Origin of the sequence: Arthrobacter silvisoli, assembly GCF_003369445.1 — a bacterium.
In the GTDB taxonomy this organism is placed as follows: domain Bacteria; phylum Actinomycetota; class Actinomycetes; order Actinomycetales; family Micrococcaceae; genus Arthrobacter; species Arthrobacter silvisoli.
Window position 1 is genome coordinate 1 of the sequence record NZ_QRCU01000040.1, and the last position, 22,168, is coordinate 22,168.

The 22,168-nt window shown below is 66.3% G+C and carries 19 protein-coding genes and 1 tRNA gene; 13 read left to right on the forward strand and 7 right to left on the reverse strand.

Features of this window, described 5'->3' with window-relative positions; genetic code table 11:
- Positions 1–66: 66 nt before the first annotated feature.
- Together DWV11_RS11670 and glgC are read right to left on the reverse strand one after the other, a co-directional pair.
- Positions 67–1,515 (reverse strand): SDR family NAD(P)-dependent oxidoreductase, encoded by a 1,449-nt coding sequence (locus DWV11_RS11670; RefSeq protein WP_115789098.1) that lies wholly within the window; start codon positions 1,513–1,515, stop codon positions 67–69.
- An 88-nt stretch (positions 1,516–1,603) separates the two neighbouring features.
- Positions 1,604–2,986, reverse strand: a complete 1,383-nt coding sequence (glgC, locus tag DWV11_RS11675) for a glucose-1-phosphate adenylyltransferase (RefSeq protein ID WP_115789099.1) — start codon at positions 2,984–2,986, stop codon at positions 1,604–1,606.
- 102 nt (positions 2,987–3,088) lie between these two features.
- Between glgC and glgA the strand changes: the two genes are divergently transcribed.
- Positions 3,089–4,291, forward strand: a complete 1,203-nt coding sequence (gene glgA / locus DWV11_RS11680; protein ID WP_115789100.1) for a glycogen synthase — start codon at positions 3,089–3,091, stop codon at positions 4,289–4,291.
- Between the two features lie 127 nt (positions 4,292–4,418).
- Here the strand turns inward: glgA and DWV11_RS11685 are convergent, their stop codons facing one another.
- Together DWV11_RS11685 and DWV11_RS11690 are read right to left on the reverse strand one after the other, a co-directional pair.
- Complete coding sequence (locus tag DWV11_RS11685; protein WP_115789101.1) at positions 4,419–6,497, reverse strand: acyl-CoA dehydrogenase family protein; 2,079 nt, start codon at positions 6,495–6,497, stop codon at positions 4,419–4,421.
- A 30-nt stretch (positions 6,498–6,527) separates the two neighbouring features.
- The gene (locus DWV11_RS11690) at positions 6,528–7,220 is read right to left on the reverse strand and encodes a TetR/AcrR family transcriptional regulator (protein ID WP_245953584.1); all 693 of its coding nucleotides are present in this window, start codon (positions 7,218–7,220) and stop codon (positions 6,528–6,530) included.
- Between the two features lie 148 nt (positions 7,221–7,368).
- Between DWV11_RS11690 and DWV11_RS11695 the strand changes: the two genes are divergently transcribed.
- The 6 genes from DWV11_RS11695 (at position 7,369) to DWV11_RS11720 (ending at position 14,159) form a co-directional block, all read left to right on the forward strand.
- Positions 7,369–8,757, forward strand: a complete 1,389-nt coding sequence (locus DWV11_RS11695; protein WP_115789103.1) for an acetyl-CoA C-acetyltransferase — start codon at positions 7,369–7,371, stop codon at positions 8,755–8,757.
- The gene (locus DWV11_RS11700) at positions 8,754–10,109 is read left to right on the forward strand and encodes a 3-oxoacyl-ACP reductase (protein ID WP_115789104.1); all 1,356 of its coding nucleotides are present in this window, start codon (positions 8,754–8,756) and stop codon (positions 10,107–10,109) included. Before DWV11_RS11695 ends, DWV11_RS11700 begins: the two co-directional genes overlap by 4 nt.
- Positions 10,106–11,053: a MaoC/PaaZ C-terminal domain-containing protein gene (locus DWV11_RS11705; RefSeq protein WP_115789105.1), complete on the forward strand. Its 948-nt coding sequence runs from the start codon at positions 10,106–10,108 to the stop codon at positions 11,051–11,053. The genes DWV11_RS11700 and DWV11_RS11705 overlap by 4 nt, the downstream gene beginning before the upstream one ends.
- A 203-nt stretch (positions 11,054–11,256) precedes the next feature.
- A tRNA-Leu gene (locus DWV11_RS11710) sits at positions 11,257–11,339 on the forward strand.
- 345 nt (positions 11,340–11,684) lie between these two features.
- Positions 11,685–12,989 (forward strand): M20/M25/M40 family metallo-hydrolase, encoded by a 1,305-nt coding sequence (locus tag DWV11_RS11715; RefSeq protein ID WP_115789106.1) that lies wholly within the window; start codon positions 11,685–11,687, stop codon positions 12,987–12,989.
- Between the two features lie 9 nt (positions 12,990–12,998).
- Positions 12,999–14,159 carry an acyl-CoA dehydrogenase family protein gene (locus DWV11_RS11720; protein ID WP_115789107.1) on the forward strand — a complete coding sequence of 387 codons (1,161 nt, stop codon included), beginning with the start codon at positions 12,999–13,001 and terminating at the stop codon, positions 14,157–14,159.
- 30 nt (positions 14,160–14,189) lie between these two features.
- On the opposite strand, the gene DWV11_RS11725 is transcribed toward DWV11_RS11720, so the two are convergent.
- Positions 14,190–14,423: a DUF5703 family protein gene (locus DWV11_RS11725; RefSeq protein ID WP_115789108.1), complete on the reverse strand. Its 234-nt coding sequence runs from the start codon at positions 14,421–14,423 to the stop codon at positions 14,190–14,192.
- A gap of 39 nt (positions 14,424–14,462) precedes the next feature.
- Between DWV11_RS11725 and DWV11_RS11730 the strand changes: the two genes are divergently transcribed.
- On the forward strand, positions 14,463–14,732 hold the full coding sequence (locus tag DWV11_RS11730) for a hypothetical protein (RefSeq protein ID WP_115789109.1): 270 nt from the start codon (positions 14,463–14,465) through the stop codon (positions 14,730–14,732).
- Between the two features lie 125 nt (positions 14,733–14,857).
- Here the strand turns inward: DWV11_RS11730 and DWV11_RS11735 are convergent, their stop codons facing one another.
- Positions 14,858–15,787 (reverse strand): aldo/keto reductase, encoded by a 930-nt coding sequence (locus DWV11_RS11735; protein WP_115789110.1) that lies wholly within the window; start codon positions 15,785–15,787, stop codon positions 14,858–14,860.
- 51 nt (positions 15,788–15,838) lie between these two features.
- Here DWV11_RS11735 and DWV11_RS11740 point away from each other — a divergent pair, with 51 nt between their 5' ends.
- On the forward strand, positions 15,839–16,672 hold the full coding sequence (locus tag DWV11_RS11740; RefSeq protein ID WP_115789111.1) for an undecaprenyl-diphosphate phosphatase: 834 nt from the start codon (positions 15,839–15,841) through the stop codon (positions 16,670–16,672).
- Between the two features lie 16 nt (positions 16,673–16,688).
- Positions 16,689–17,969, forward strand: coding sequence for a cysteine--1-D-myo-inosityl 2-amino-2-deoxy-alpha-D-glucopyranoside ligase (gene mshC / locus DWV11_RS11745; protein WP_115789112.1), 1,281 nt, complete (start codon positions 16,689–16,691; stop codon positions 17,967–17,969).
- Positions 17,970–18,032: 63 nt separating this feature from the next.
- Here mshC and DWV11_RS11750 read toward each other — a convergent pair whose 3' ends face one another.
- Positions 18,033–18,938: a PAC2 family protein gene (locus DWV11_RS11750; RefSeq protein WP_115789113.1), complete on the reverse strand. Its 906-nt coding sequence runs from the start codon at positions 18,936–18,938 to the stop codon at positions 18,033–18,035.
- Between the two features lie 137 nt (positions 18,939–19,075).
- Between DWV11_RS11750 and DWV11_RS11755 the strand changes: the two genes are divergently transcribed.
- From DWV11_RS11755 to DWV11_RS11765, 3 genes are all read left to right on the forward strand, one after another.
- On the forward strand, positions 19,076–19,804 hold the full coding sequence (locus DWV11_RS11755; protein ID WP_115789114.1) for an HAD family hydrolase: 729 nt from the start codon (positions 19,076–19,078) through the stop codon (positions 19,802–19,804).
- On the forward strand, positions 19,805–20,968 hold the full coding sequence (locus tag DWV11_RS11760) for a site-2 protease family protein (RefSeq protein WP_245953578.1): 1,164 nt from the start codon (positions 19,805–19,807) through the stop codon (positions 20,966–20,968).
- A 105-nt stretch (positions 20,969–21,073) separates the two neighbouring features.
- A complete protein-coding gene (locus tag DWV11_RS11765; RefSeq protein ID WP_115789115.1) occupies positions 21,074–22,132 on the forward strand; it encodes a tRNA (adenine-N1)-methyltransferase in 1,059 nt (352 codons plus the stop codon).
- The last annotated feature ends 36 nt before the right edge of the window (positions 22,133–22,168 follow it).

The following is a 22,168-nucleotide window of genomic DNA, read 5'->3' on the forward strand; positions in this document are numbered from 1 at the left end:
CGGGGCGCCGGATGATCCGGCGCCCCGCTCTCGTCTGTCTTGCCTGGCTTACCAGTCTTGCCTGGCTTACCAGGGGCTGGGCTTGTAGTCCTTGAGGAAGACGCCGAACTGGTCCACGCCCTGCTCGCCCATGACGATCGGATCGTAGACGCGGGCGGCACCGTCCACCAGGTCCAAGGGAGCGTGGAAACCCTCCTCCATGAGCCGGACCTTGGTGTAGTGCGGGCGTTCGTCGGTGATCCAACCGGTATCCACCGCGGTCATGAGGATACCGTCCGTGTCCAGCATTTCCTGGGCACTCGTGCGGGTCATCATGTTCAGTGCCGCCTTTGCCATATTGGTGTGCGGGTGCCCCGGGCCCTTGTAGACGCGGGAGAACTGCCCTTCCATGGCGGAAACGTTCACGATGTACTTCCGCCGGGCGGTGGAGCGCCGCATGGCCCCGCGCAGGCGGCTCACCAGCAGGAACGGCGCCGTGACGTTGCAGAGCTGGACCTCGAGCATCTCCAGCGGGTCGACCTCGTCCACGACCTGCGTCCAGCTGTTCACCGCTGCCAGGTCCGGGACCAGTCCGCCGGCGTCGATCGCGGTGCCACTGGCAATGCGTTCCAGCGAGGCGGACCCGGTGGACAACGCCAGCGAAGTGATGGCGTCGCCGGCCAAAACCGGGTGTTCGCTGACGCTGTGGGCGATGGCCAGCGGGTGCTTGTCATGCGCGTGGCCGAAGGTGACGAGTTCCGGGCCGCCGTTTCCTGCCTGCAGTGCCGCGGGCAGCGGCTCGTCCTCGGCGTCAACGAGCGGCTTGTAGGCGTTGCCTGAACGCCGGACGGTCTGGGCCGCATTGTTGATGATGATATCCAGGGGGCCGGCCGCGTTCAGGGAATCCGTCAGTGCCATCACCTGGGACGGGTCGCGCAGATCGATCCCGACGATCTTGAGTCGGTGCAGCCATTCTGCGCTGTCCTCCATCGCTGCAAACCGTCGCGCGGCGTCCTTGGGGAAACGCGTGGTGATGGTGGTGTGGGCGCCGTCGCGCAGCAGACGCAGCGCGATGTACATGCCGATCTTCGCCCGCCCGCCGGTGAGGAGCGCGCGGCGGCCGGTCAGGTCCGTCCGGGCGTCCCGCTTGCTGTGGCTGAAGGCGGCGCATTCCGGGCACAGCTGGTGGTAGAACGCATCCACCTGGGTGTAGTGCTGCTTGCAGATGTAACAGGGCCGGGAGCGGATCAGGTGCCCGGCGATATCGCCGGTGGCCGAGCTGGCCAGCTTGTTGCCTCGGGTCTCGTCGTCGATCCGGTCCGGGGCCGCCGTCGCCGTCAGGGCCATCACGGCACGGTCGGCTTCGGCGATGGCGTCGCGCTTGGTAACCCGGCGGTGGCGCTTGACCGCCTTGAACATCTTCCCGGTGGCGCGGCGCACGGCGACGTAGTCCGGGTGCTCCTCGTCGTAGGCGTGGATCGTATTCAGGACCTTCAGGCAGGCCTGGATCTCATCAGGCGTCAACTCAGAGCTCATTGCTCCGATTTTACAGGCCCGCGGAAGGGCCTCAAAAGGAACAGCCTCCCCATGCGGTGCACGGAGAGGCTGCCTGGTTGGCCGCGGTTCAGACCTCGACGGAGGTTGCCTGGGCTTCTGCGGTCTTTTCCAAGGTTTCGCGGGCCTCAGGCAAGCCCTCGGTGACGGCCTTGACTGCCTTCGGGAGAGTGCGCCGGTACTCCGCGGAGAGAGCCAGTTCGGCCTCTTCGGGTTCCGGGACGAGCTGCCCCTTGGCCAGGACGGTGATGCCCGACTGCGTGACCTTGTAGCCGCGGGCCCGGTCCAGGTCCGGGTCGAGGCCGATGGCGGCACCGGCCGGGATCCGGACGTTCTTGTCGATGATGGCGCGGTTTACCACGGCACCCTCACCGACCCGGACCTTGTCCATGAGCACGGAGTCCTGGACACGGCTGGCGGTGCCAACATAGACATCGTTGGAGAGCACGGAGCCCTCCACGATGCCGCCGGAGACCACAACGCCGCTGGCCACGATCGAATCCAGGGCAGAGCCCACGGTCTGGTTTTCGCCGCGCACGAACTTGGCGGGCGGCGAAATGCTCTGCCGGGTGTAGATCGGCCATTCGGAGTTGTAGAGGTTGAACACCGGGACCGGCGAAATGAGGTCCATGTGGGCGTCGTAGAAGGAATCGATGGTGCCTACGTCACGCCAGTAGGTACGGTCGCGTTCGGTCGATCCCGGGATGTTGTTGAGGGTGAAGTCGTAGACGCCGGCTTCGCCCTTGCCCACGAAGTAGGGAATGATGTCCCCGCCCATGTCATGCTTGGTGTCCAGGCGCTCGGCGTCGAGGCGGAGTGCATCCACCAGGGCGTCGGCATCGAAGACGTAGTTGCCCATCGAGGCCAGGAACTGGGTGGGATCAGCGGCGAGGCCGACGGTTTCGGCCGGCTTCTCAACGAAGGCGGAGATCTTCTGGGGATCGTTCTGGTCCACTTCGATGACGCCGAACTGATTGGCCATGGACAGCGGCTGGCGCACGGCGGCGACGGTGGCCTTGGCTCCGCTGGCAATGTGCTGTTCCACCATTTGCGAGAAGTCCATGCGGTACACGTGGTCCGCGCCAACCACCACGACAATGTCCGGGTTGGCGTCATGGATCAGGTTCAGCGACTGGTAGATCGCGTTCGCGCTGCCGAGGAACCAGCTCTTGCCCACGCGCTGCTGCGCCGGCACCGAGGCTACATACCTGCCGAGCTGGGTGGACATCCGCCACGTTTCCGAAATATGGCGGTCAAGGCTGTGCGACTTGTATTGAGTGAGCACAACGATCTGCAGATACCCCGAATTGACCAGGTTCGACAGCGCGAAATCAATCAACCGATACCCGCCGGCGAACGGCACCGCCGGTTTAGCCCGGTCTGCAGTCAGTGGCATGAGGCGGTTCCCCTCGCCGCCGGCCAGTACGATCGCCAATACTTTTTTCAACGCCATTGGTGTATTTCTCCCTGTACGTCTTGAAGCCCCCCGAATAGCCCGGGCTGCCGGACTCCTTCACACTAGAACAGATACCCGGGAACGACTACGTTAGGCACCATGCGCGTAGACATTGTGACTAAAGAATTTCCTCCCGAGATCTACGGCGGCGCCGGAGTGCACGTTGCCGAGCTCAGCCGGGTCCTCGCCAAACATGTCGAGTTGCAGGTCCGCGCTTTTGGCGCGCCCCGCGACGCCGACTTCCATGGGGCGACTGTGACGTCATATTCGACGCCCGAAGACCTTGCGACGGCAAACGCCGCCGTCCAGACACTGGGCGTCGACCTGCGGATCGTTCCGGACGTCGCCGGAGCGGACCTGGTGCATTCACACACCTGGTACGCGAACATGGCAGGCCACCTCGCGTCGCTCCTGCACGGGATTCCGCACGTCCTCAGCGCGCACAGCCTGGAGCCACTGCGGCCCTGGAAGGCCGAGCAACTCGGCGGCGGCTACGCGCTGTCTTCCTGGGTGGAGAAGACGGCCTATGAGGCTGCGGCAGCGATCATCGCCGTATCCGAAGGCATGCGCCAGGACATCCTGCGCAGCTACCCGGACGTGGATCCGGCCAAGGTGCGCGTGGTCCACAACGGCATTGACGTGGAACTGTGGCAGCCGGATGCCGACGACGAGCACATCCGCGCCCTCGGGATCGATCCCGCCAAGCCCAGCGTGGTATTCGTCGGCCGGAACACCCGCCAGAAGGGCGTACCTTACCTGCTTCGCGCGGCCGCCAAGCTGCCGGACGACGTCCAGCTGGTCCTCTGCCTCGGCGCCGCGGACACTCCGGAACTCGCCGCGGAAACGGCAGCCTTGATCGAGGAACTGCAGAGCAAGCGTCAAGGCGTCATCCTGATCGAGCGCATGCTGCCGCGCAAGGAACTCATCCAGGTGCTCAGCCATGCCACGGCCTTCGCCTGCCCGTCCATTTACGAGCCGCTCGGCATCGTTAACCTTGAGGCGATGGCCTGCGGTGCGGCCGTCGTTGCCAGCGCGACCGGCGGCATCCCCGAGGTCGTCAACCACGGCGAAACCGGCCTGCTGGTGGAGTTGGACCAGGTCACCGACGGGACCGGCACCCCGCTGGACCCGGAGAAGTTCGTGGCCGACTTCGCCGCAGCCCTCACCGAAGTAGTTTCCGACCCGGAACGGGCGAAGGTCATGGGGGCCGCGGGCCGGGCGCGGGCCGAAGCCCATTTCTCCTGGGAATCGATCACCCAGACCACCCTCGAGGTGTACCGCTCCGTGCTCGACAAGCACTGACTCGCCTGGGCGGAACACCCGCCCATGGATGCGCGACGGCGGCGCCGCACCTTCCGCAAGCAACTTGCGAAGGTACGGCGCCGCCGTCGTCATTTCGGCTTGGTGCTGTTCAACCGTTGGGTCCAGTTCAGCGCTTGAGAGCTGGGAGGTGCTTCTCCTCAACAGGAATTGAACCGCTCGCCCGCTGTGCCTGGAAGTAGTCGCGCGCCTCGTCCTGCCGCTCCTGCTCCGCGCCGGAGGCAATGGCCGCGCGAAGGTGTTCCGGGCCGTAGCCGAAGGCATCCACAAGGTCGAGGGCATGCGGGCGGATTTTCACCAACAGCCGGTTGATGTAGGCGCCGACGGTGCGGCCGCGCTGCATGGAGAGCCGGCCGTTCATCAGGTACCAGGACAGATGGGTTTCGATCAGGGACAGGCCGAAGAGGTCGCGCAGCCACGTGAGCACCTGCAGGGTACCCGGGTCCTTGACGGAGGCAAGCGCCTCGGTGAACGCCTCCCATTGCAGGAGCTCGGCGTGGGCGCGCGCGGCGTCAATGAGGTCGTCCTGATGGTGATTGAACAAGGCGGCGGCCTGGTGCTGGGGCAGCTTGTTCGCACCTTTCAGGGCCGAGCCCACCTCGGCGACCATCGATTGCACCCTGTCGGTAAGGAGGGTGCGCTGGCCTTCCTCGTCCCGCAAGGCGAGCGCGGCTTTCTGGACCGAACCGTTGTCGGCGACGAACTGGGCAACCTGACGCAGTCCCGTCCGGTGCAGGGCAACATCGGCGGCCTGCGAAGCCACGAACCGTGCCAGCACACCGAAATCCACGGAGCGGAATTCCTTGGCATAGTCGGCCAGCAGGCGTTTTGCCACGAGCTGGAGCAGCACGGTGTTGTCGCCCTCGAAGGTGGCATAGACGTCGAGGTCCGAGCGCAGCGAGGCAAAGCGGTTCTCGATCAGGAAGCCCGCGCCGCCGCAGGCTTCACGGCACTCCTGCAGGGTGTCCAGCGCGTGCCAGGTGCTCAGCGGTTTGAGCGCGGCGGCCAGCGTTTCAAGGTCCTGCCGGCCGGCGTCGGTGTCCTGTTTCCCGGAAAAGACGTCGTCGAACTTCTCCAAGAGCTGTTCGTGGGCGAATGCTGCCGCGTACGTCGTGGCGAGGCGGGTGAACAGGCGCCGCTGGTGGCGCTGGTAGTCAAGCAGCACCTCTTCCTCGACCGGAGAGGAGGAGGTGAACTGGCGCCGTTCGCTGGCGTACCGGATGGCTGTTTTCAGGGCAATTTTGCTCGCCGCCACGGCGGCACCGTCCAGCGACACCCGCCCCTGCACCAGGGTGCCGAGCATGGTGAAGAAGCGCCGGCCGGGGCTGGAGATTGGCGAAAAGTATTCGCCGTCGGGGGAGACGCTGCCGTAGCGGTCAAGCAGATTGGTCCGCGGAATCCGCACGTTGCTGAAATGCAGGCGGCCGTTATCGATGCCGTTGAGTCCGCCCTTGACCCCGTCGTCCTCGCCGCCGATGCCGGGGAGGAATTCCTTGCTTTGCGGATCACGCAGGGGAACGTAAAAGGCATGGACGCCGTGGTTGACGTTGCGGGTCACCAGCTGGGCGAACACCACGGCGGCGAGGCCGTCGTTGGCCGCGTTGCCGATGTAGTCCTTCCATGCGGCCCGGAACGGGGTGTGGATAACGAATTCCTGCGCGTCCTCGTCATAGGTGGCCGTAGTGGCGATGCTCGCGACGTCCGAGCCGTGTCCGGTTTCCGTCATGGCGAAGCAGCCCGGGATCTCCAGGCTCATGATGCCGGGCAGCCACTTGTCGTGGTGTCCGGCGGTGCCGAGGTGGAGGACGGCGGAGCCGAAAAGGCCCCACTGCACGCCGGCCTTGATCTGCAGCGAGGGATCGGCTGTGACGAGCTCCTCGAATCCGGCAATGTTGCCGCCGTGATCGTCCGAGCCGCCAAGCCGCGCGGGAAAGGCCCGGTGCACGGCGTTGTTCTCCACCAGGTATCCCAGTTGCGCGAACACCCGCTTCCGGTGTTCGGTGTGGGTCAGGCCCTCGATCTTGTGCACCTCTGGCCGGCCGGCCAGTTCGCGGGCTGCGCGCCGGACGTCCGCCCAGCGGCCGAGCAACAGTTCGCCAAGCGCAGCGACGTCGACGGCCGGGGTGCCGGCGTTTCCGAATCCGGCGGGCGTGGTGCCTGATGCGGCGCGGTCAGCTACTTCAGTCATGTGATTCCTTCGCGGTTTCCATACGGTGGGTCATTGTTGGGTGCGGGTCATTGCTGCGTCTGTGCGGCCCTGCCCCCGCGGGGCGATCCCAACGCACAGCCAGTCGGTGATGTGCCCGGCCATCGCCTGCTGGTCGGGCTTGGCGGGGGAGTCCGGCGAACTGAGCCACAGCTCGCCGGCGTTACGCACCATGCCGATGGCCGCCGTCGGCCAATAACTGACCAGGGTCTCGGCGTCGGGACCGAGCTGTTCGCGCATCGGGGCGGCCATCATGGCGCTGATCGATTCGAAGAAGTGTCCCAAGGCGCCGGAGGCTGCAATAGCGTCCTGCTGGCCGGCGTCCCCCTGCGGCAAGCGCGTGACAAAGGCATAGACGTTCGGGCTCGACGCGGCCATCTGCAGGTAGGCCGACACCATGGCGAACAGGCCTTCGCGCGGCGTCGTGGCCGCGGCCACGGCTTCCTTCATCTTCCGTTGCATTTGCGCCAGGACTACTTCGCCCATGGCCTGCTGGAGCCCCGCCTTGTCGCCGAAGTAGCGGTAGAACACCGGTTTCGAGGTGCCGGCCGCGGTGGCGATGTCCTCCATCGACGCGTCGCGCCCCAGGGTGTGCACGGCCTTGCGCGCGGCCTTGATCAGTTCCCGTCGGCGTTCTTCCCGGTGGCCTTGCCAACGGGCAGAACGGCCGTCGACGGCGGGCTGCGCGAAGTCCGCCGCTCCCATCCGGAGGCGGGCGGCGGACCCGGAGGCCGTCTGACTGGATGCCGCTTGCTTGGGTGCTGTGACGCTGTTCACGTTACTCAGCGTATCAGGTACGCTGGGTATCAGTAACCCGAACCAAGCGTCTTGAACAACGCGTAAGGAGCAACGCATGCCTGAAGCAGCACTGTCCCCGGAAGAAAGCCACGAGCGGCAAGGGCAGCCCCTGGCTCGCGCGCGCGGCGTCCGCAAGGCGGTGGTGATCGGCGGTAACAGAATCCCGTTCGCCCGTAGCGGCGGCGCCTACACCAGGTCCTCCAATCAGGACATGCTCACCGCCGCGCTCGACGGATTGATCGCCCGCTTCGGCCTGCAAGAGGAGAGGCTCGGTGAAGTTGCCGCTGGTGCCGTGCTGAAGCATTCGCGGGACTTCAACCTGACCCGTGAAGCTGTCCTCGGATCAGCCTTGTCGGCCGAAACCCCCGCCTACGACCTGCAGCAGGCCTGCGCCACCGGCCTGGAGACGGTGCTCGGCCTGGCCAACAAGATCAAGCTGGGCCAGATCGATTCCGCGGTGGCCGGTGGCGTGGACTCTGCCTCCGACGCCCCGATCGCCGTCAGCGACGGCCTGCGCGGGGTGTTGCTGGACCTCAACCGGGCCAAGACCCTTTCCGCGCGCCTCAAAGTGCTCTCGCGGTTGCGCCCGAAGGACATCGCCCCGGACGCTCCGGACACCGGCGAACCCCGCACGGGCCTGTCCATGGGTGAGCACCAGGCACTCACCACGGCACAGTGGAAGATCACGCGCGAGGCCCAGGACGAACTCGCCTACAACAGCCACCGCAACCTCGCGGCGGCCTACGATCGCGGCTTCTTCGACGACCTGCTCACCCCGTACCGCGGCTTGACCCGGGATTCGAACCTGCGCCCCGACACGTCACTGGAGAAGCTGGCCACCCTGAAACCGGTGTTCGGCAAGACCCTTGGCGCCGAGGCGACCATGACCGCCGGCAACTCCACGCCGCTCACTGACGGTGCCTCCGCTGTATTGCTCGGAAGCGAGGAATGGGCCGACGAACGGGGCCTGCCCAAGTTGGCCACGGTGCTGGACGGCGAGGCCGCCGCCGTCGACTTCGTCCATGGGAAGGACGGCCTGCTGATGGCCCCGGCATTTGCGGTGCCGCGGCTCCTTGCGCGCAACGGACTGACACTTGCGGACTTTGACTTCTTCGAGATCCACGAAGCCTTCGCCGGCACCGTCCTCAGCACTTTGGCCGCCTGGGAAGACGAAGACTTCGGACGCCGCCGCCTCGGTCTTCCGGGCGCCTTCGGTTCCATCGACCGCAGCAAGCTCAACGTCAACGGCTCCTCGCTGGCTGCCGGCCATCCCTTCGCCGCAACAGGCGGGCGCATCGTTGCCTCCCTGGCGAAAATGCTCCACGCCAAGGGCATGGTGGACGGTCGCCCGGCGCGGGGCCTGGTCTCCATTTGCGCGGCGGGCGGGCAGGGCGTCGTGGCGATCCTTGAGGCGTACCCGGCAGCGGAAGGCGGACAGGCATGAGCGACAAGTACACGCAATTCGTCAGCCGCGGATTCGGCCGCGATCTCGCCGGAAGGCTCGGCCTGCCCAGGCCCGTCGAGCTGCGCAGGTACATGGCGGGCAGCCCGCTGGTGCCCGGGCCTGTGCTTGTCATCGGCAGGCAGGACGAAGGCCAGGGAAAAGAACCGGAAGCCCTCGCTGCGGAGCTTCTCTCCTGGGGACTGGACGTGCGGCGCAACGCCTTGCCCAAGGAAAAGCTCGGAGCGATCGTCCTGCTCCTGGACGAAGTCCGGCGCCCGGAGGACCTTGAAGTCCCGGTGCTGACGGCCGCCCGCTCGCTGCGTGACCTTGCGGCGGGCGGCCGGGTCGTCACCGTGTCACGCACAGCGGAGTCCTCGGCGGACCCGGCAGAAGCGGCCGCCCGCCAAGGCATCGACGGCATCGTGCGCTCGGTGGCCAAGGAACTCCGCGACGGAGCGACGGCCAACGGCATCCTGCTGGGCAGCGACGCCGTGCCGCGGAGTCCGGGAACCCTCGGAGCGCTGCGCTTCTTCCTCTCCGGTCGTTCCGCGTTCGTCGACGGCCAGTTCCTCACGGTCTCCACTGCTTCGGGCAGGCAGCCCGGCGACCCGGACAAACCGCTGGCCGGAAAAGTCGCGGTCGTCACCGGCGCCGCCAGGGGGATCGGAGCCGCCATTGCACGGACCCTCCACCGCGACGGCGCCGCGATCGTGGCCGTCGACGTTCCCGCGGCCGGGGATCACCTCGCGGAAGTCGCCAACGAGGTCAAGGGGACGGCCCTGCAACTGGACATCACCGTCCCTGATGCCGGGGACCGCATCATCCACCATGCCCTGGAACGGCATGGAAGCCTGGACATCCTGGTCCACAATGCGGGGATCACCCGTGACAAGCTGCTGGCAAACATGGACGACGGCCGCTGGCGGTCGGTGATCGCCGTCAATATCGCTTCTCAGCTGCGCATCAATGATGCCATCCTCGGTTCACCGGACCTTCCCGTGGCACCGCGTATTGTGTCCGTCGCATCCACCAGCGGCATCGCCGGCAACCGTGGCCAAAGCAACTACGCTGCGTCCAAGGGAGGCGTGATCGGGATGGTCCGGGCCAGTGCACCGCTGCTGGCCGCGCAAGGCGGCACGATCAACGCGGTCGCTCCCGGCTTCATTGAAACAGAGATGACCGCACGGATTCCCTTGCTGACGAGAGAAGTGGCGCGTCGCCTGAATTCGCTGCAGCAGGGCGGGGACCCGGGCGACGTGGCCGAGGCCATTGCCTTCCTTGCCTCTGACGCCGCCGGCGGAATCTCCGGAGAGGTCCTGCGGGTCTGCGGACAGAACCTGGTGGGCGCATGAGTGCGGACACGGACGGAAGCCGGAAGACCGTGTTTCTGCCGGAAGCACCCGCGCTCTCCGCGCTGTACCTCAACGCTGCGGCGACGGCGGCACGGCGGCGGATCTCCAACGCCCGGCCCGCCGCCGATCTTCCTGACGCCCGGCATGGGCTCCGGGGCGTCAAGGCCGACGTCGACAAACTGACCGCCTTCCAACACCTGCTCGGCGAGACGGCCGGCGACTTCCTGCCGGCCGGGTTCATCCATGCTCTGGCCTTCCCTGTGGCGATGAGCGTGCTCAACCGCGACGATTTCCCGCTCCCGCTCCTGGGCATGATCCACCTGCGGAACCGGGTGGATCAGTACCGCGCCGTGCATTTTTCCGAGTCGCTGGACATCGTGGCATGGGTCGAAAACCTCCGCGCTCACCGGGCCGGAACCCTCGTTGACCTCGTGGCCGAAGTCCGGGACACCGATGGCGAACTCCGCTGGAAAGGTGTGTCCTCCTACCTCGCGAAGGGGTTCTTCCTTCCGGGGGTGGACAAGCCGGGCACGGATACGGGCGGAGTACAGGGCAGCGGGCCGGAAACGACATTCAGCCCGCCGGACCCGACCGCGCTGTGGATCCTCGGAGTGGATACGGGCCGGAACTATGCCAGCGTCTCGGGAGACTTCAATCCGATCCACTTGAGCGTGCTTTCCGCCAAAGCCCTGGGGCTGAAACGTTCGATCGCCCACGGCATGTACCTTGCGTCGAGGGCACTGGCCGAGGTGGGGCCCGCCCGGAGCGAGGCCTTCACCTGGGAGATCAGCTTCGAAGCCCCGGTTTTCCTCCCGGCCCGCGTTTCCTTGGAAATCAGCACCTCCCGCGATGCCGGCGGACACTGGTCCCGCTCGGACTTCACCGGCTGGAACCCGCGCAGCGGCCGTCGCCATTTCATCGGCTCGGCGGCAGCCCTGGGCTAGGCGGCCGGTCCTCCGACCTCTCCGGATTGCACTCCGGCGCCCGGCGTGGCCGCCATCCGGGTACATACTGGCCCCGGATTTTCCGGGTTCCGCGCGCCGGTCTCCCGATTTTTAAATCCCCGGGAACCGTGTTAGAGTTTTTCTCGCTGCTTCGGAGGAAAGCGAAGCGCCGGAAGGCGCGGAAGATGCTCCGAACACCACCTGCGCGGGTGGCGGAATGGCAGACGCGCTAGCTTGAGGTGCTAGTCCTCGAAAGGGGGTGGGGGTTCAAGTCCCCCTCCGCGCACAGAAAGGGGGTGGGGGTTCAAGTCCCCCTCCGCGCACAAATGCGAGGCCCGAATTCATTTTCTTGGAATTCGGGCCTCGCTTGTTTAATGACGAATTCTTTCACCCCGGCGAAGGTAATGCACGTCTCAGTAATTCGCCTGCATTCAAGCCATTCCGGGAGACAAGACCCGGGACGCCTGTCAGCCCTCCGGGCGCAACCCATCGCGGCGAACCACAGCCCGTGCGCCCCGCATCATGTCCGGGATGGGTAGGCTGGGGGAGTGCCGCGCCCAGCCATGCTGCGCGGCGAACCGAGTGTGTATCGAGCCCGGCACTGTGTACCGAAGCCAGCAAGGAGAGTTCCATGTCTGAGATCCGCCCCGAAGACGAAGTTGTCCGGATCTGCCAGGAACTCATCCGGATAGACTCCTCGAACTTCGGCGACGACACTGGTCCGGGCGAGCGGGCGGCCGCGGAGTACACCGCCGGGCTGATCAGCGAGGTGGGCCTCGACGTCGAAATCTTCGAATCGGCACCCGGCCGGGCGAGCGTCGTGACCCGGATGGCCGGCGAAGATCCCTCGGCTGACGCCCTGGTGGTCCACGGCCACCTGGACGTCGTTCCCGCGCTCAAGGACCAGTGGTCGGTGGACCCCTTCAGCGGCGAGCTCAAGGACGGCCTGATCTGGGGCCGCGGTGCCGTGGACATGAAGGACATGGACGCCATGATCCTTTCGGTGATGCGCGACTTCGCGCGCAGCGGCCGCAAGCCCAAGCGGGACATCGTCTTCGCGTTCTTTGCCGACGAAGAAGCCGGCGGCACCTACGGCGCGCGCTACGCCGTCGAGCACCGCCGCGAACTGTTCGACGGCGCCACCGAAGCGATTTCCGAGGTCGGCGGCTTCTCCGCGACCATCGGCGGCAAGCGCACCTACCTGCTGCAGACAGCGGAGAAGGGCATATCCTGGCTTCGCCTCGTGGCGCACGGCCGGGCAGGCCACGGCTCGCAGATCAATACCGACAACGCCATCACCCGGCTTGCCGGAGCTGTCACCCGGATCGGCGAATACCAGTGGCCGATCGAGCTCACGCCGACCACGCGCCAGTTCCTTGACGGCGTCACCGAACTGACGGGGGTCGAATTCGACGCCGATAACCCCGATCTCCTCTTGAAGGAGCTTGGCACGGTGGCCCGCTTCGTGGGCGCCACGCTGCAGAACACGTCCAACCCCACGCTGCTGCGTTCGGGTTACAAGCACAACGTGATCCCCGAGTCAGCCGAAGCCCTGGTCGACTGCCGTACGCTGCCCGGCCAGCAGGAACTCGTCTTCGAGACCATCAAGAAACTGGCCGGCGAGGGCGTCGACGTCACCTACGTCAACAAGGACGTCTCCCTCGAAGTTCCGTTCGCCGGCAACCTGGTGGACTCCATGATCGATGCCCTGCATGCCGAGGACCCCGGCGCCAGGGTCCTTCCCTACACGCTCTCGGGCGGCACGGACAACAAGTCACTGAGCAAGATCGGCATCACCGGCTACGGCTTCGCCCCACTGATGCTCCCAGACGAGCTCGACTTCACCGGCATGTTCCATGGCGTGGACGAACGGGTGCCGGCCGAATCGTTGAAGTTCGGCACCCGCGTGCTCAACCGGCTGCTCAGCACCTACTAGGAGCCCGCCGTGACACCCGAAGAGATCCTGCCGGACGCGCTGGTGGAACGGATCCGGAACCGGGCCGCGGGCTATGACCGGGACAATTCCTTCTTCCACGAAGACCTTGCGGACCTCAGAGACGCCGGATACCTGAAGCTATTCGTCCCGGCGTCCGACGGCGGCCTCGGCCTCGGGCTTGCGGAAGTCGCTGCCGTGCAGCGCCGGCTTGCCGGGGCGGCACCGGCCACAGCGCTCGGGGTAAACATGCACCTGGTGTGGACCGGCGTCGCGCGCGTCCTGGACAGCCTCGGCGACAGCTCGCTTGCCTTCGTATTGAAGGAAGCGGCCGAGGGGGAGCTGTTCGCTTTCGCGATCTCCGAAGCGGGCAACGACTCCATGCTCTTCGATTCCGCAACCGTGGCGGCGCCGTTGCCGGACGGCGGGTACAGCTTCACCGGACGGAAGGTCTTTACGAGCCTGTCCCCGGCCTGGAGCCGCCTCGGAACCTTCGGCAGGGACAGTTCCGCCAGGGGCGGCGACGGGGAGCTGGTCTTCGGCTTCCTTGACCGGGAGGCCGGTGGCCATTCCACGGTGGGGGACTGGGACACCCTGGGCATGCGTGCCAGCCAGTCCAATACGACGCTGTTGGAAGGTGCCGTGGTTCGTCCGGGGCGGATCTTCCGGAAACTTCCGACCGGACCGAACCAGGATCCGCTGATCTTTGCGATCTTCGCGTGCTTCGAGACGCTCCTCTCCGCTGTCTACACTGGCTTGGCGGAACGGGCCTTTGAGCTGGCGGTCGAGGCTGTCAACCGGCGCACCTCGGCCAAGTACGGAGGGCGGAGTTTCGCCCAGGATCCGGACATCCGTTGGAAGATCGCCGACGCTGCGATGGCCCTGGACACCGTGCAGGCCCAACTTGCCGCGGTCGCCAGTGATGTGGACGCCGGCGCCGATCATGGAAGCATGTGGTTCGCCAAACTGGTCGGCCTCAAGCTGCGGGCCACGGGTGCGGCCCGTGCGGTGGTGGACACGGCCATCCAGGTGTCCGGCGGTGCCAGCTACTTCAGGGGAGCCGAACTCGAGCGCCTCTACCGGGACGTGCTGGCCGGCGTCTTCCACCCGTCCAACGATGAATCGGCACACAACACGGTGGCCAATGCCTGGCTGGGGCCCTTGGAACGCTGATTCCGAGGCGGAGCCTGAGCGGGCAGGAGCTCAGACCGTCCGCTGGACGGTGAGCACTTTGCGGCGCATCCAAAAACGCCGGGCGCCGCCCATGTAGAGCACGCTGCGCTCGAGTTCCCACTTGCCATACTCGGAATGTTCAACGAGCCGGCGCCTGGCGTCCGGCAGGGAATCGTCAGGTGCCACCGTCAGTACCAGGTATTCGTACTGCCTTGCGCTGTCCCTTTGGCGTTCGATCGAACTGCCTAGAATTTGTTCCCTCATCCCTCTCCATTTTCGTCGTTTTCGGGCTAACGTGAAGTCATGAGCATCGATCCGCGTGTCGCGCTTCAGTCACTGACAGCAGCTTTGGAGGAACACCTCGTCGCCGCTTCCGCCCGCCGGGGTGAAGGTGATCCTACCGTCGAAGCGGCCTTTTTTGCCGTGGCCGACGCTTTTGAAGTGTATGAGGATGCTCTGTACGAGGCATACACGGAAGTCACGCCGTTGCAGGTCTTCGACGAAGAGGAAGAGAACGACGACGAGGACGGCGAACTGCTCGACGAGGACGAACTCGAGATCCTGGATCAGTAGCGCCCTGGATCAATAGGGCTCAGCCGGGCAGTTCAATAAGGCTCTCCCGTAGCCAGCCCCGTAAGGCGGCCGCGAACGGCTGCGCCCGGGAAACCCCAGCGAACGGCTGCGCCCGGGAAACCCTGTCAGGCGGAGACGTCTTCCAGTGCCCTCGCGATTTCTGCGGGAAGCGGCGCGGGCTTCGTCTCGAGGAGTTCCTTCAGCTGCACCGCGTTCCTCGGCCCGACGACGGCGGTCGCCACGGCCGGGCGGTTCAGTACCCAGGCCAGTGCGACGTCAAGGGCAGAGCGGCCCAGTCCCTTGGCCGCCATGTGCACGGCCTCGACCACGCGGGAGTCCCGCGCTTCCAGGTACTTGCCCACATAGCCTGCCAGCCTGTCGCCGGCTGCGCGGGAACCCGCCGGGATCTGCCCGCGGTACTTGCCGCTCAGCACGCCGCGTCCCAGCGGCGCCCAGGCCATGAGTCCGAGCCCGGCATCTTCGACAGCGGGCAACAACTCGGTTTCCAGGGCGCGGTTGAGCAGGGAGTATTCCGACTGGTTTGCCACGATCGGAAATCCTGCGACGGCTGCGGCCTTCGCGCTCTGCCAGCCGTTGAAGTTCGAGATGCCGACGTAGCGCGCGCGTCCGCTGCGCAGCGCAAGTTCGAGGGCGGACAGGGTTTCGTCGAGCGGAACGTTCGCGTCCCAGCATTGGACGAACCAGAGGTCGAGGTAGTCGGTGCCCAGCCGTGCGAGGCTGGCGTCCAGCGCAGACAGCATGGCGCCGCGGGAGGCGTCCACCCGCTGGCGGCCTTCCCGGCTCGAGGCGCCCGCCTTGCTGGAAATGACCAGTTCCGAGCGGGAAACCACGTCTCCCAGCATTGAACCGAGCATCGCCTCGGCTTCGCCTCCGGAGTAGGACGCGGCGGTGTCCACCACGGTGCCGCCGGCGTCGACAAAAGCGTGCAGCAGTTCCATCGCATCCTGCTCATCGGTCTCCTGGGCCCAGGACATGGTGCCCAGGGAAAGGACCGAGGTCCTGAGGCCGCTGTTGCCGACATAACGCTGCTGCATGGTGCTAGCTTACGGGCAGTTCAGGGACATCATGACGTAGGGTCTATTCACGTGAACTGGTTAGAAGCAGCCCTCCTCGGCCTGGTGCAGGGACTCACCGAATTCCTCCCGATTTCCTCGAGCGCGCATCTGCGGATTGTCGGCGCTTTCCTGCCCAACGCGGCCGACCCCGGCGCCGCCTTTACGGCGATCACGCAGCTCGGTACGGAGACCGCGGTCATCGTGTTTTTCTGGCGCGATATCGTCCGGATCGTCCGGGCATGGTTCGGCTCCCTGAGCGGCAAGGTGGCCAGGAATGATCCAGACGCCCGGATGGGTTGGCTGGTGATCCTGGGCAGCCTGCCGATCATCGTGCTGGGCCTGCTCTTCCAGGACCAGATCGAATCCGTCTTCCGCAGCATGTGGATCGTGGCCACCATGCTTATCGTCTTCGGCATGATCCTGGCGGTGGCCGATGCCACCGGCAAGCAGGAACGCGACCTCACCCAGCTCAGCTACAAGCACGGCATCCTCTACGGTTTCGCCCAGGCCTTGGCCCTGGTTCCCGGTGTTTCCCGCTCCGGCGGCACCATCACCGCCGGCCTGCTCATGGGCTACACCCGCGAAGCCGCGGCTCGCTATTCCTTCCTGCTGGCGATTCCGGCTGTTTTCGGCAGCGGTCTTTACCAGCTCTACAAAGTGCTCAGCAAGGACGGCATCACCGGACCCTACGGCCTGCCGGAGACTGCCCTCGCCACGGTGATCGCCTTCGCGGTGGGCTACGTCATCATCGGCTGGTTCCTGAAGTTCGTTTCCACCCGCAGTTACCGGCTGTTCGTCTGGTATCGGATACTGCTCGGCCTGGCCCTCTACCTCCTCCTCGGTTTCAATGTCATCAGCGCCTAGCACTATCGTTGAGGCTGTGAAATCGTGGACCTCCCGCCCAGTACCCGAGCTTCCCGGGGCCATGCCCCAGCTGCGGCTCTTCGATACAGCCAAGGATGCCGTCGTCGATATCCCGGTCCAGGCGGAGCAGTCCCTCTACGTCTGTGGCATTACGCCCTATGACGCCACCCACATGGGTCACGCCTCAAGCTACGTGGCATTCGACCTGCTGAACCGTGCCTGGCGCGACGGCGGGCAGCGTGTGGCCTACGTGCAGAACGTCACGGACATCGACGACCCGCTGCTGGAACGCGCCAACGCGACCGGCGTGGACTGGCGCGAACTCGCGGCCAGCCAGATCGAACTGTTCCACGCCGACATGACAGCCCTGAACGTCCTCGCCCCGGACTACTATGTCGGAGCGGTCGAGGCCATCCCGCTGATCGTCCCGGCCATCGAGAAGCTGATTGAGGGCGGCCTCGCGTACCGGGTGGCCGGCAGCGGAGGCGAGCCCGACGGCGATGTCTACTACGACGTCGACGAGGCCGGGAAGCGTTCGGACAGCGAGGAGGCATGGCGGCTTGGCGACATCTCCGGACTGAGCGAGGCGGAGATGCTGCCACTGTTCGCCGAACGCGGCGGCGACCCCGGACGCGCCGGCAAGCGGAACGTCCTCGACCCGCTGCTGTGGCGGGTGGCCCGTGAGGGCGAGCCGAGCTGGCCCGGCGCCAGCCTTGGCGAGGGTCGTCCCGGATGGCACATCGAATGTACCGTGATCGCCCGGGAATACCTGCCTGCGCCTTTCACCGTGCAGGGCGGCGGATCCGACCTGGTGTTCCCGCACCATGAAATGGGAGCCGGCCACGCCTGGTCGATCGGCGGCGTTCCGCTCGCGCGGCACTACGCCCACGCTGGCATGGTTGGGCTCGACGGCGCGAAGATGAGCAAGTCGCTCGGCAACCTCGTGCTCGTGTCCACGTTGCGCACGGCCGGTGAAGAAGCCCCGGCGATCCGCCTGGCGATCCTCGCAAACCACTACCGTTCCGATTGGTCCTGGACCGCCGAAGGCTTCGACGCGGCGAAGGAACGGCTTTCGCTGTGGCGCGCGGCCCGCGACGCGGCGCCGTCCGGAACGGTTGCAGCCTTGCTCGGCAGGATGCGCAGCGAACTTGCCGACGACCTCAACGCCCCGGGTGCGCTGGCCGCCGTCGACGAGTGGGCGAAGGCCGCCCTCGATGCCGGCGTCGCGGAAGCGTCGGCGGTGGACGCCGCCCTGTTCTCGGACGCCGTAGACGCCTTGCTCGGCGTCGAACTCTAGGTCCACCAAAGCAAATCCCCGCCCGGAACTGAGCAGTTCACACCGGGCGGGGATTTTCGCTGCCTAGGGCTTTCCCTTGTCGCGGCGCTTGAGGTAGCGCTCGAACTCGCGGGCGATGGATTCGCCTGTTGCCTCGGGCAGGTCGGCGGTGTCCTTGGCCTCTTCCAGCTGCCGGACGTAGGCGGCGATTTCCGGATCGTCCGTGGCGAGTTCGTTGACGCCACGTTCCCAGGCCTCGGCGTCTTCGGCCAGGGACTGGGTGTCCAGCGGGACTTGGAGGAGGTCCTCCACCTTGTGCAGGATCGCCAGCTGGGCCTTCGGGGACGGCGCCTGGGACACGTAGTGCGGAACGGCCGCCCACAACGAGACAGTGGGAAGTCCCGCCAGCATGGCAAACTCGGCCAGCACGCCCACAATGCCCACGGGACCCTCGTACTGGCTGGCCTCGAGGTTCAGGCGCTGCCTCAGGGCGTTGTCTTCCGTGGTCGTGCTCACCGGGATCGGCCGGCTGTGCGGAACATCGGCCAGCAGCGCGCCGAGGAGCACCACATAGTCGACTTTCATGGCTTCGGCGTGCACAAGCAGCTCGGTGGTATAGGCGCGCCAGCGGTAGGAAGGCTCCGTGCCGAGCACCACCACCACGTCCACGTTGCTGTCCGGAACGCTGGCCCGGTACAGGCGGGTGGATGGCCATTTCACCCTGCGCTCCCCGGACGAGGTACGGCGCACCGTCGGGCGGGTGAACTGGAAATCGTAGTAGTCGTCGGCGTCCACGGTGGCCACCTTCTTGCCCTGCCACAGCTTATTCAGGTAGCGCAGCGCGTCGCTGGCTGCTTCACCGGCATCATTCCAGCCCTCGAAGGCGGCAAGCATTACGGTGGTCCTCTTGCCTTCCTGCGACGCCTGCAGGAGGTGCTCGGCTTCGCGGGGGGTGTCCTGTCCGTCGCGGGCTCCGTCCATACTGTTCATTCCCTCACCCTACGTCGAAGCACCCCGGCTGTGCATGGCATCACACGCCGCTGCCGCCACGGCGTCCGTTCCACAGCGGGACCTGACGGGCCGGGCGGTGGCCGGGGGCAGGCCGCCGGACACGTAGACTGGACCATATGCATGCCGCCCCTTCCCAGCCCCGCCTGAAAGCCACCCTCTGGGACATGGATGGCACCTTGGTGGACACCGAACCGTACTGGATCGCCGCCGAACACGCACTCGTGGATGCCCACGGCGGGCAGTGGTCGCACGAGCAGGCCATGCAGCTGGTAGGCCAGTCCTTGATGCACTCGGCCGGCATCCTGCAGGACGCCGGGGTACAGATGGAGAAGCGCGAGATTATCGACACGCTCAGTGCCCAGGTCATCGAGCGCATCAAGCTTGAGGTTCCGTGGCGGCCGGGTGCCCGCGAACTGCTCGAGGAACTGCACGGCGCCGGCGTGCGTTGCGCCCTTGTGACGATGTCCGAAGAACCCTTGGCCCGCGAAGTCGTGGCCAGCCTGCCCAAGCCCTACTTCGAGTTCCTGGTCACGGGTGACTCCGTCAGCCAAGGCAAGCCCCACCCGGAGGCGTACCTCACGGCGGTCGAACGCCTGCGCCTTTCCGACCCCGAGTTGACTGTCGATCATTGCGTAGCGCTCGAAGACTCCGTACCCGGCGTGACTGCCGCCCTCGCCTCAGGCGTGGTGACGGTGGGAATTCCACACCAGATGCCGCTGCCCGAAGACGGCAACCGCACCACGTGGAGCACGCTTTCCGGGCGCACGGTGGCCGAACTCGAGCAACTCGTCGCGGACCGCGTCCGAGTGGCCGGCGCTGGCATCCTTCTTGAAGGGGCACGCTAGGTGGCCAGCGGCGCCGCGGACCATGGCGCCCACAGCGGACGCAAGGATGGCATCCGGCTCGGCAGGATCGCCGGCATCCCGGTGTACCTCGCCTATTCCTGGTTCGCCATTGCGATCTTCATCGTAATCTCCAACGGGCCCATGTTGGCAGCCACATCGGACCTGGGACTGGCTGCCTATTTGGTCGCCTTCGCCTACGCGGTGCTGCTGGCGGTGTCGGTCCTGGTGCATGAGCTGGCCCACGCGTTCAGTGCCCGTTTGTTCGGCTGGCCCACGGACAGGATCGTGCTGAACCTTTGGGGCGGGCACACGCAGTTCGAGAGCTTCACGGCGTCGCCCGGCCGTTCGGTCATCGTTGCTCTTGCAGGGCCCGCGGCCAACTTCGTGCTTGCCGGCGCCGCCTGGCCGCTGGTGGAGGCCCATGTCTTTTCAGGGGTGGCAGAAACGCTGCTGAACAGCGCGATGTGGGTGAATTTCCTGATCGGCATCTTCAACGTGCTCCCCGGGCTGCCCTTGGACGGCGGTCGCCTGGTGGAGTCCCTCGTTTGGAAAGCCACCGGAAGCCAGGAGAAGGGCACTATCGCCGCTGGCTGGACCGGCCGCGGCATCGTCGTCGCCCTGCTTGCATTGTTCATTGTGGTGCCCTGGCTGCGCGGCGAGAGGCTGGACTTCGCCCGGACAGTCATCGCTGTCCTGGTCTGCGGCTTCCTCTGGCTGGGCGCCTCGGCGGCCATCAACCAGGCGGCCATGCGCAGCCGCCTTCGCTTCGTCAACGCCGGCGCCCTGGCCGAACCCGCTGTCGGTGTCCCGGACACCGCCAGCGTGGCAGACGCCCTGCGACTGTCCCCGGAAGGCCGGCCCGCCGTCGTCGTGCAGGATACTGGCGGCCGTCCCAGGGCGTGGGTGGTTCCCTCTTCGGCGCTGGCCGTACCGCCCGCACAACAGTCGACGACGCCGGTTACGGCTGTCGCCGCCGCACTGGCACCGGGCGCGTATGTCCCCCGGACCGCCGGCGGTCAGGAACTCATCCAGTACCTCGCCCGCCTGGACGGCGGCGAGTATGCGGTGGTCGACGACTCCGGCGCGGTCACCGGACTGCTCCGGCAGCAGGCCGTAGTGAGCGCCATTACAGGTAAAGATCCCCGCCGGAGCGGGCGCCCTTAGCAGCTTCCCGGTAGAGTTACCTGCCGGCCATGAATTAATCCGGACACCGCCGCGCTTCGCGGCGGTGATCCACGGCCCATCCTGACAAAAGCGAGGAACACATCCATGAGCAGGGAAACCGCCGCCAGCAACGACATTGTGGAGACGGGCGCGGACACTTCGGCAAGCCAGGCGACGGGAGCGGCGCGCAGGCGCGGGCCGTTCCGCGTCGGTGAGCGTGTCCAGCTCACGGATGAACGCGGCCGGATGAACACCATCACCCTTGAGGTGGGTGGCGCGTTCCACACGCACCGTGGCTTCCTGAACCACGACGAAATTATCGGCAAGGTGGACGGTTCGGTCGTCTCCAACAACATCGGCCAGCAGTACCAGACCCTGCGTCCGTTGCTTTCGGACTTCGTGCTCTCGATGCCCCGTGGCGCGGCCGTGGTCTACCCGAAGGACGCCGGCCAGATCGTCACCATGGCGGACATCTTCCCGGGCGCCCGCGTGGTGGAAGCCGGCGTGGGTTCCGGCGCCCTCTCGATCTCCTTGCTGCGCGCGGTGGGCGACGCCGGCTACCTGCACTCCTTTGAACGCCGCGAGGAATTCGCGGACATTGCCCGTGGCAACGTGGAAACCATCTTCGGCGGCCCGCACCCGGCCTGGAAGATCTCGCTTGGCGACTTCCAGGAGGAAGTGGTCCGCAGCGAGAAGCCCGGCTCCGTGGACCGCGTGGTGCTGGACATGCTTGCCCCATGGGAATGCATCGACGCCGTCGCCACTGTGCTTGCTCCGGGCGGCGTGTGGATCAATTACGTCGCTACCGTCACCCAGCTTTCCCGCACCGCTGAGGCGATCAGGGCTGACGGACGCTTCACCGAGCCCGATGCCTGGGAGTCCATGGTGCGCGGCTGGCACCTCGAAGGCCTCGCCGTACGCCCGGACCACCGCATGGTGGCACACACCGGCTTCCTGCTGGTCACCCGCCGCCTGGCCGACGGCGTCACCGGCATCTCCACGAAACGCCGGCCCTCCAAGACCGAATTCAGCGAAGAAGACCTGAACGCCTGGACCCCCGGCGCGGTAGGGGAGCGTGCGGTTTCGGACAAGAAGCTCCGCCGCGCTGCCCGGGACGCCATCGCCGGCACCAATGTCATGGATGCACCGGGCGAGGACGGCTAGCGAAGATCACAAACTGGTCCGCATTCCGGATGTCAG

Bases quoted from the DNA above. Each gene is read 5' to 3' on its own strand.
- DWV11_RS11765 (WP_115789115.1), top strand. From the start codon at position 21,074: ATGAGCAGGGAAACCGCCGCCAGCAACGACATTGTGGAGACGGGCGCG.
- glgA (WP_115789100.1), top strand. From the start codon at position 3,089: ATGCGCGTAGACATTGTGACTAAAGAATTTCCTCCCGAGATCTACGGC.
- DWV11_RS11670 (WP_115789098.1), bottom strand. From the start codon at position 1,515: ATGAGCTCTGAGTTGACGCCTGATGAGATCCAGGCCTGCCTGAAGGTC.
- DWV11_RS11690 (WP_245953584.1), bottom strand. From the start codon at position 7,220: ATGGGAGCGGCGGACTTCGCGCAGCCCGCCGTCGACGGCCGTTCTGCC.
- DWV11_RS11685 (WP_115789101.1), bottom strand. From the start codon at position 6,497: ATGACTGAAGTAGCTGACCGCGCCGCATCAGGCACCACGCCCGCCGGA.
- glgC (WP_115789099.1), bottom strand. From the start codon at position 2,986: ATGGCGTTGAAAAAAGTATTGGCGATCGTACTGGCCGGCGGCGAGGGG.
- DWV11_RS11725 (WP_115789108.1), bottom strand. From the start codon at position 14,423: ATGAGGGAACAAATTCTAGGCAGTTCGATCGAACGCCAAAGGGACAGC.
- DWV11_RS11730 (WP_115789109.1), top strand. From the start codon at position 14,463: ATGAGCATCGATCCGCGTGTCGCGCTTCAGTCACTGACAGCAGCTTTG.
- DWV11_RS11715 (WP_115789106.1), top strand. From the start codon at position 11,685: ATGTCTGAGATCCGCCCCGAAGACGAAGTTGTCCGGATCTGCCAGGAA.
- DWV11_RS11735 (WP_115789110.1), bottom strand. From the start codon at position 15,787: ATGCAGCAGCGTTATGTCGGCAACAGCGGCCTCAGGACCTCGGTCCTT.
- DWV11_RS11695 (WP_115789103.1), top strand. From the start codon at position 7,369: ATGCCTGAAGCAGCACTGTCCCCGGAAGAAAGCCACGAGCGGCAAGGG.
- DWV11_RS11750 (WP_115789113.1), bottom strand. From the start codon at position 18,938: ATGAACAGTATGGACGGAGCCCGCGACGGACAGGACACCCCCCGCGAA.
- DWV11_RS11700 (WP_115789104.1), top strand. From the start codon at position 8,754: ATGAGCGACAAGTACACGCAATTCGTCAGCCGCGGATTCGGCCGCGAT.
- DWV11_RS11705 (WP_115789105.1), top strand. From the start codon at position 10,106: ATGAGTGCGGACACGGACGGAAGCCGGAAGACCGTGTTTCTGCCGGAA.
- DWV11_RS11755 (WP_115789114.1), top strand. From the start codon at position 19,076: ATGCATGCCGCCCCTTCCCAGCCCCGCCTGAAAGCCACCCTCTGGGAC.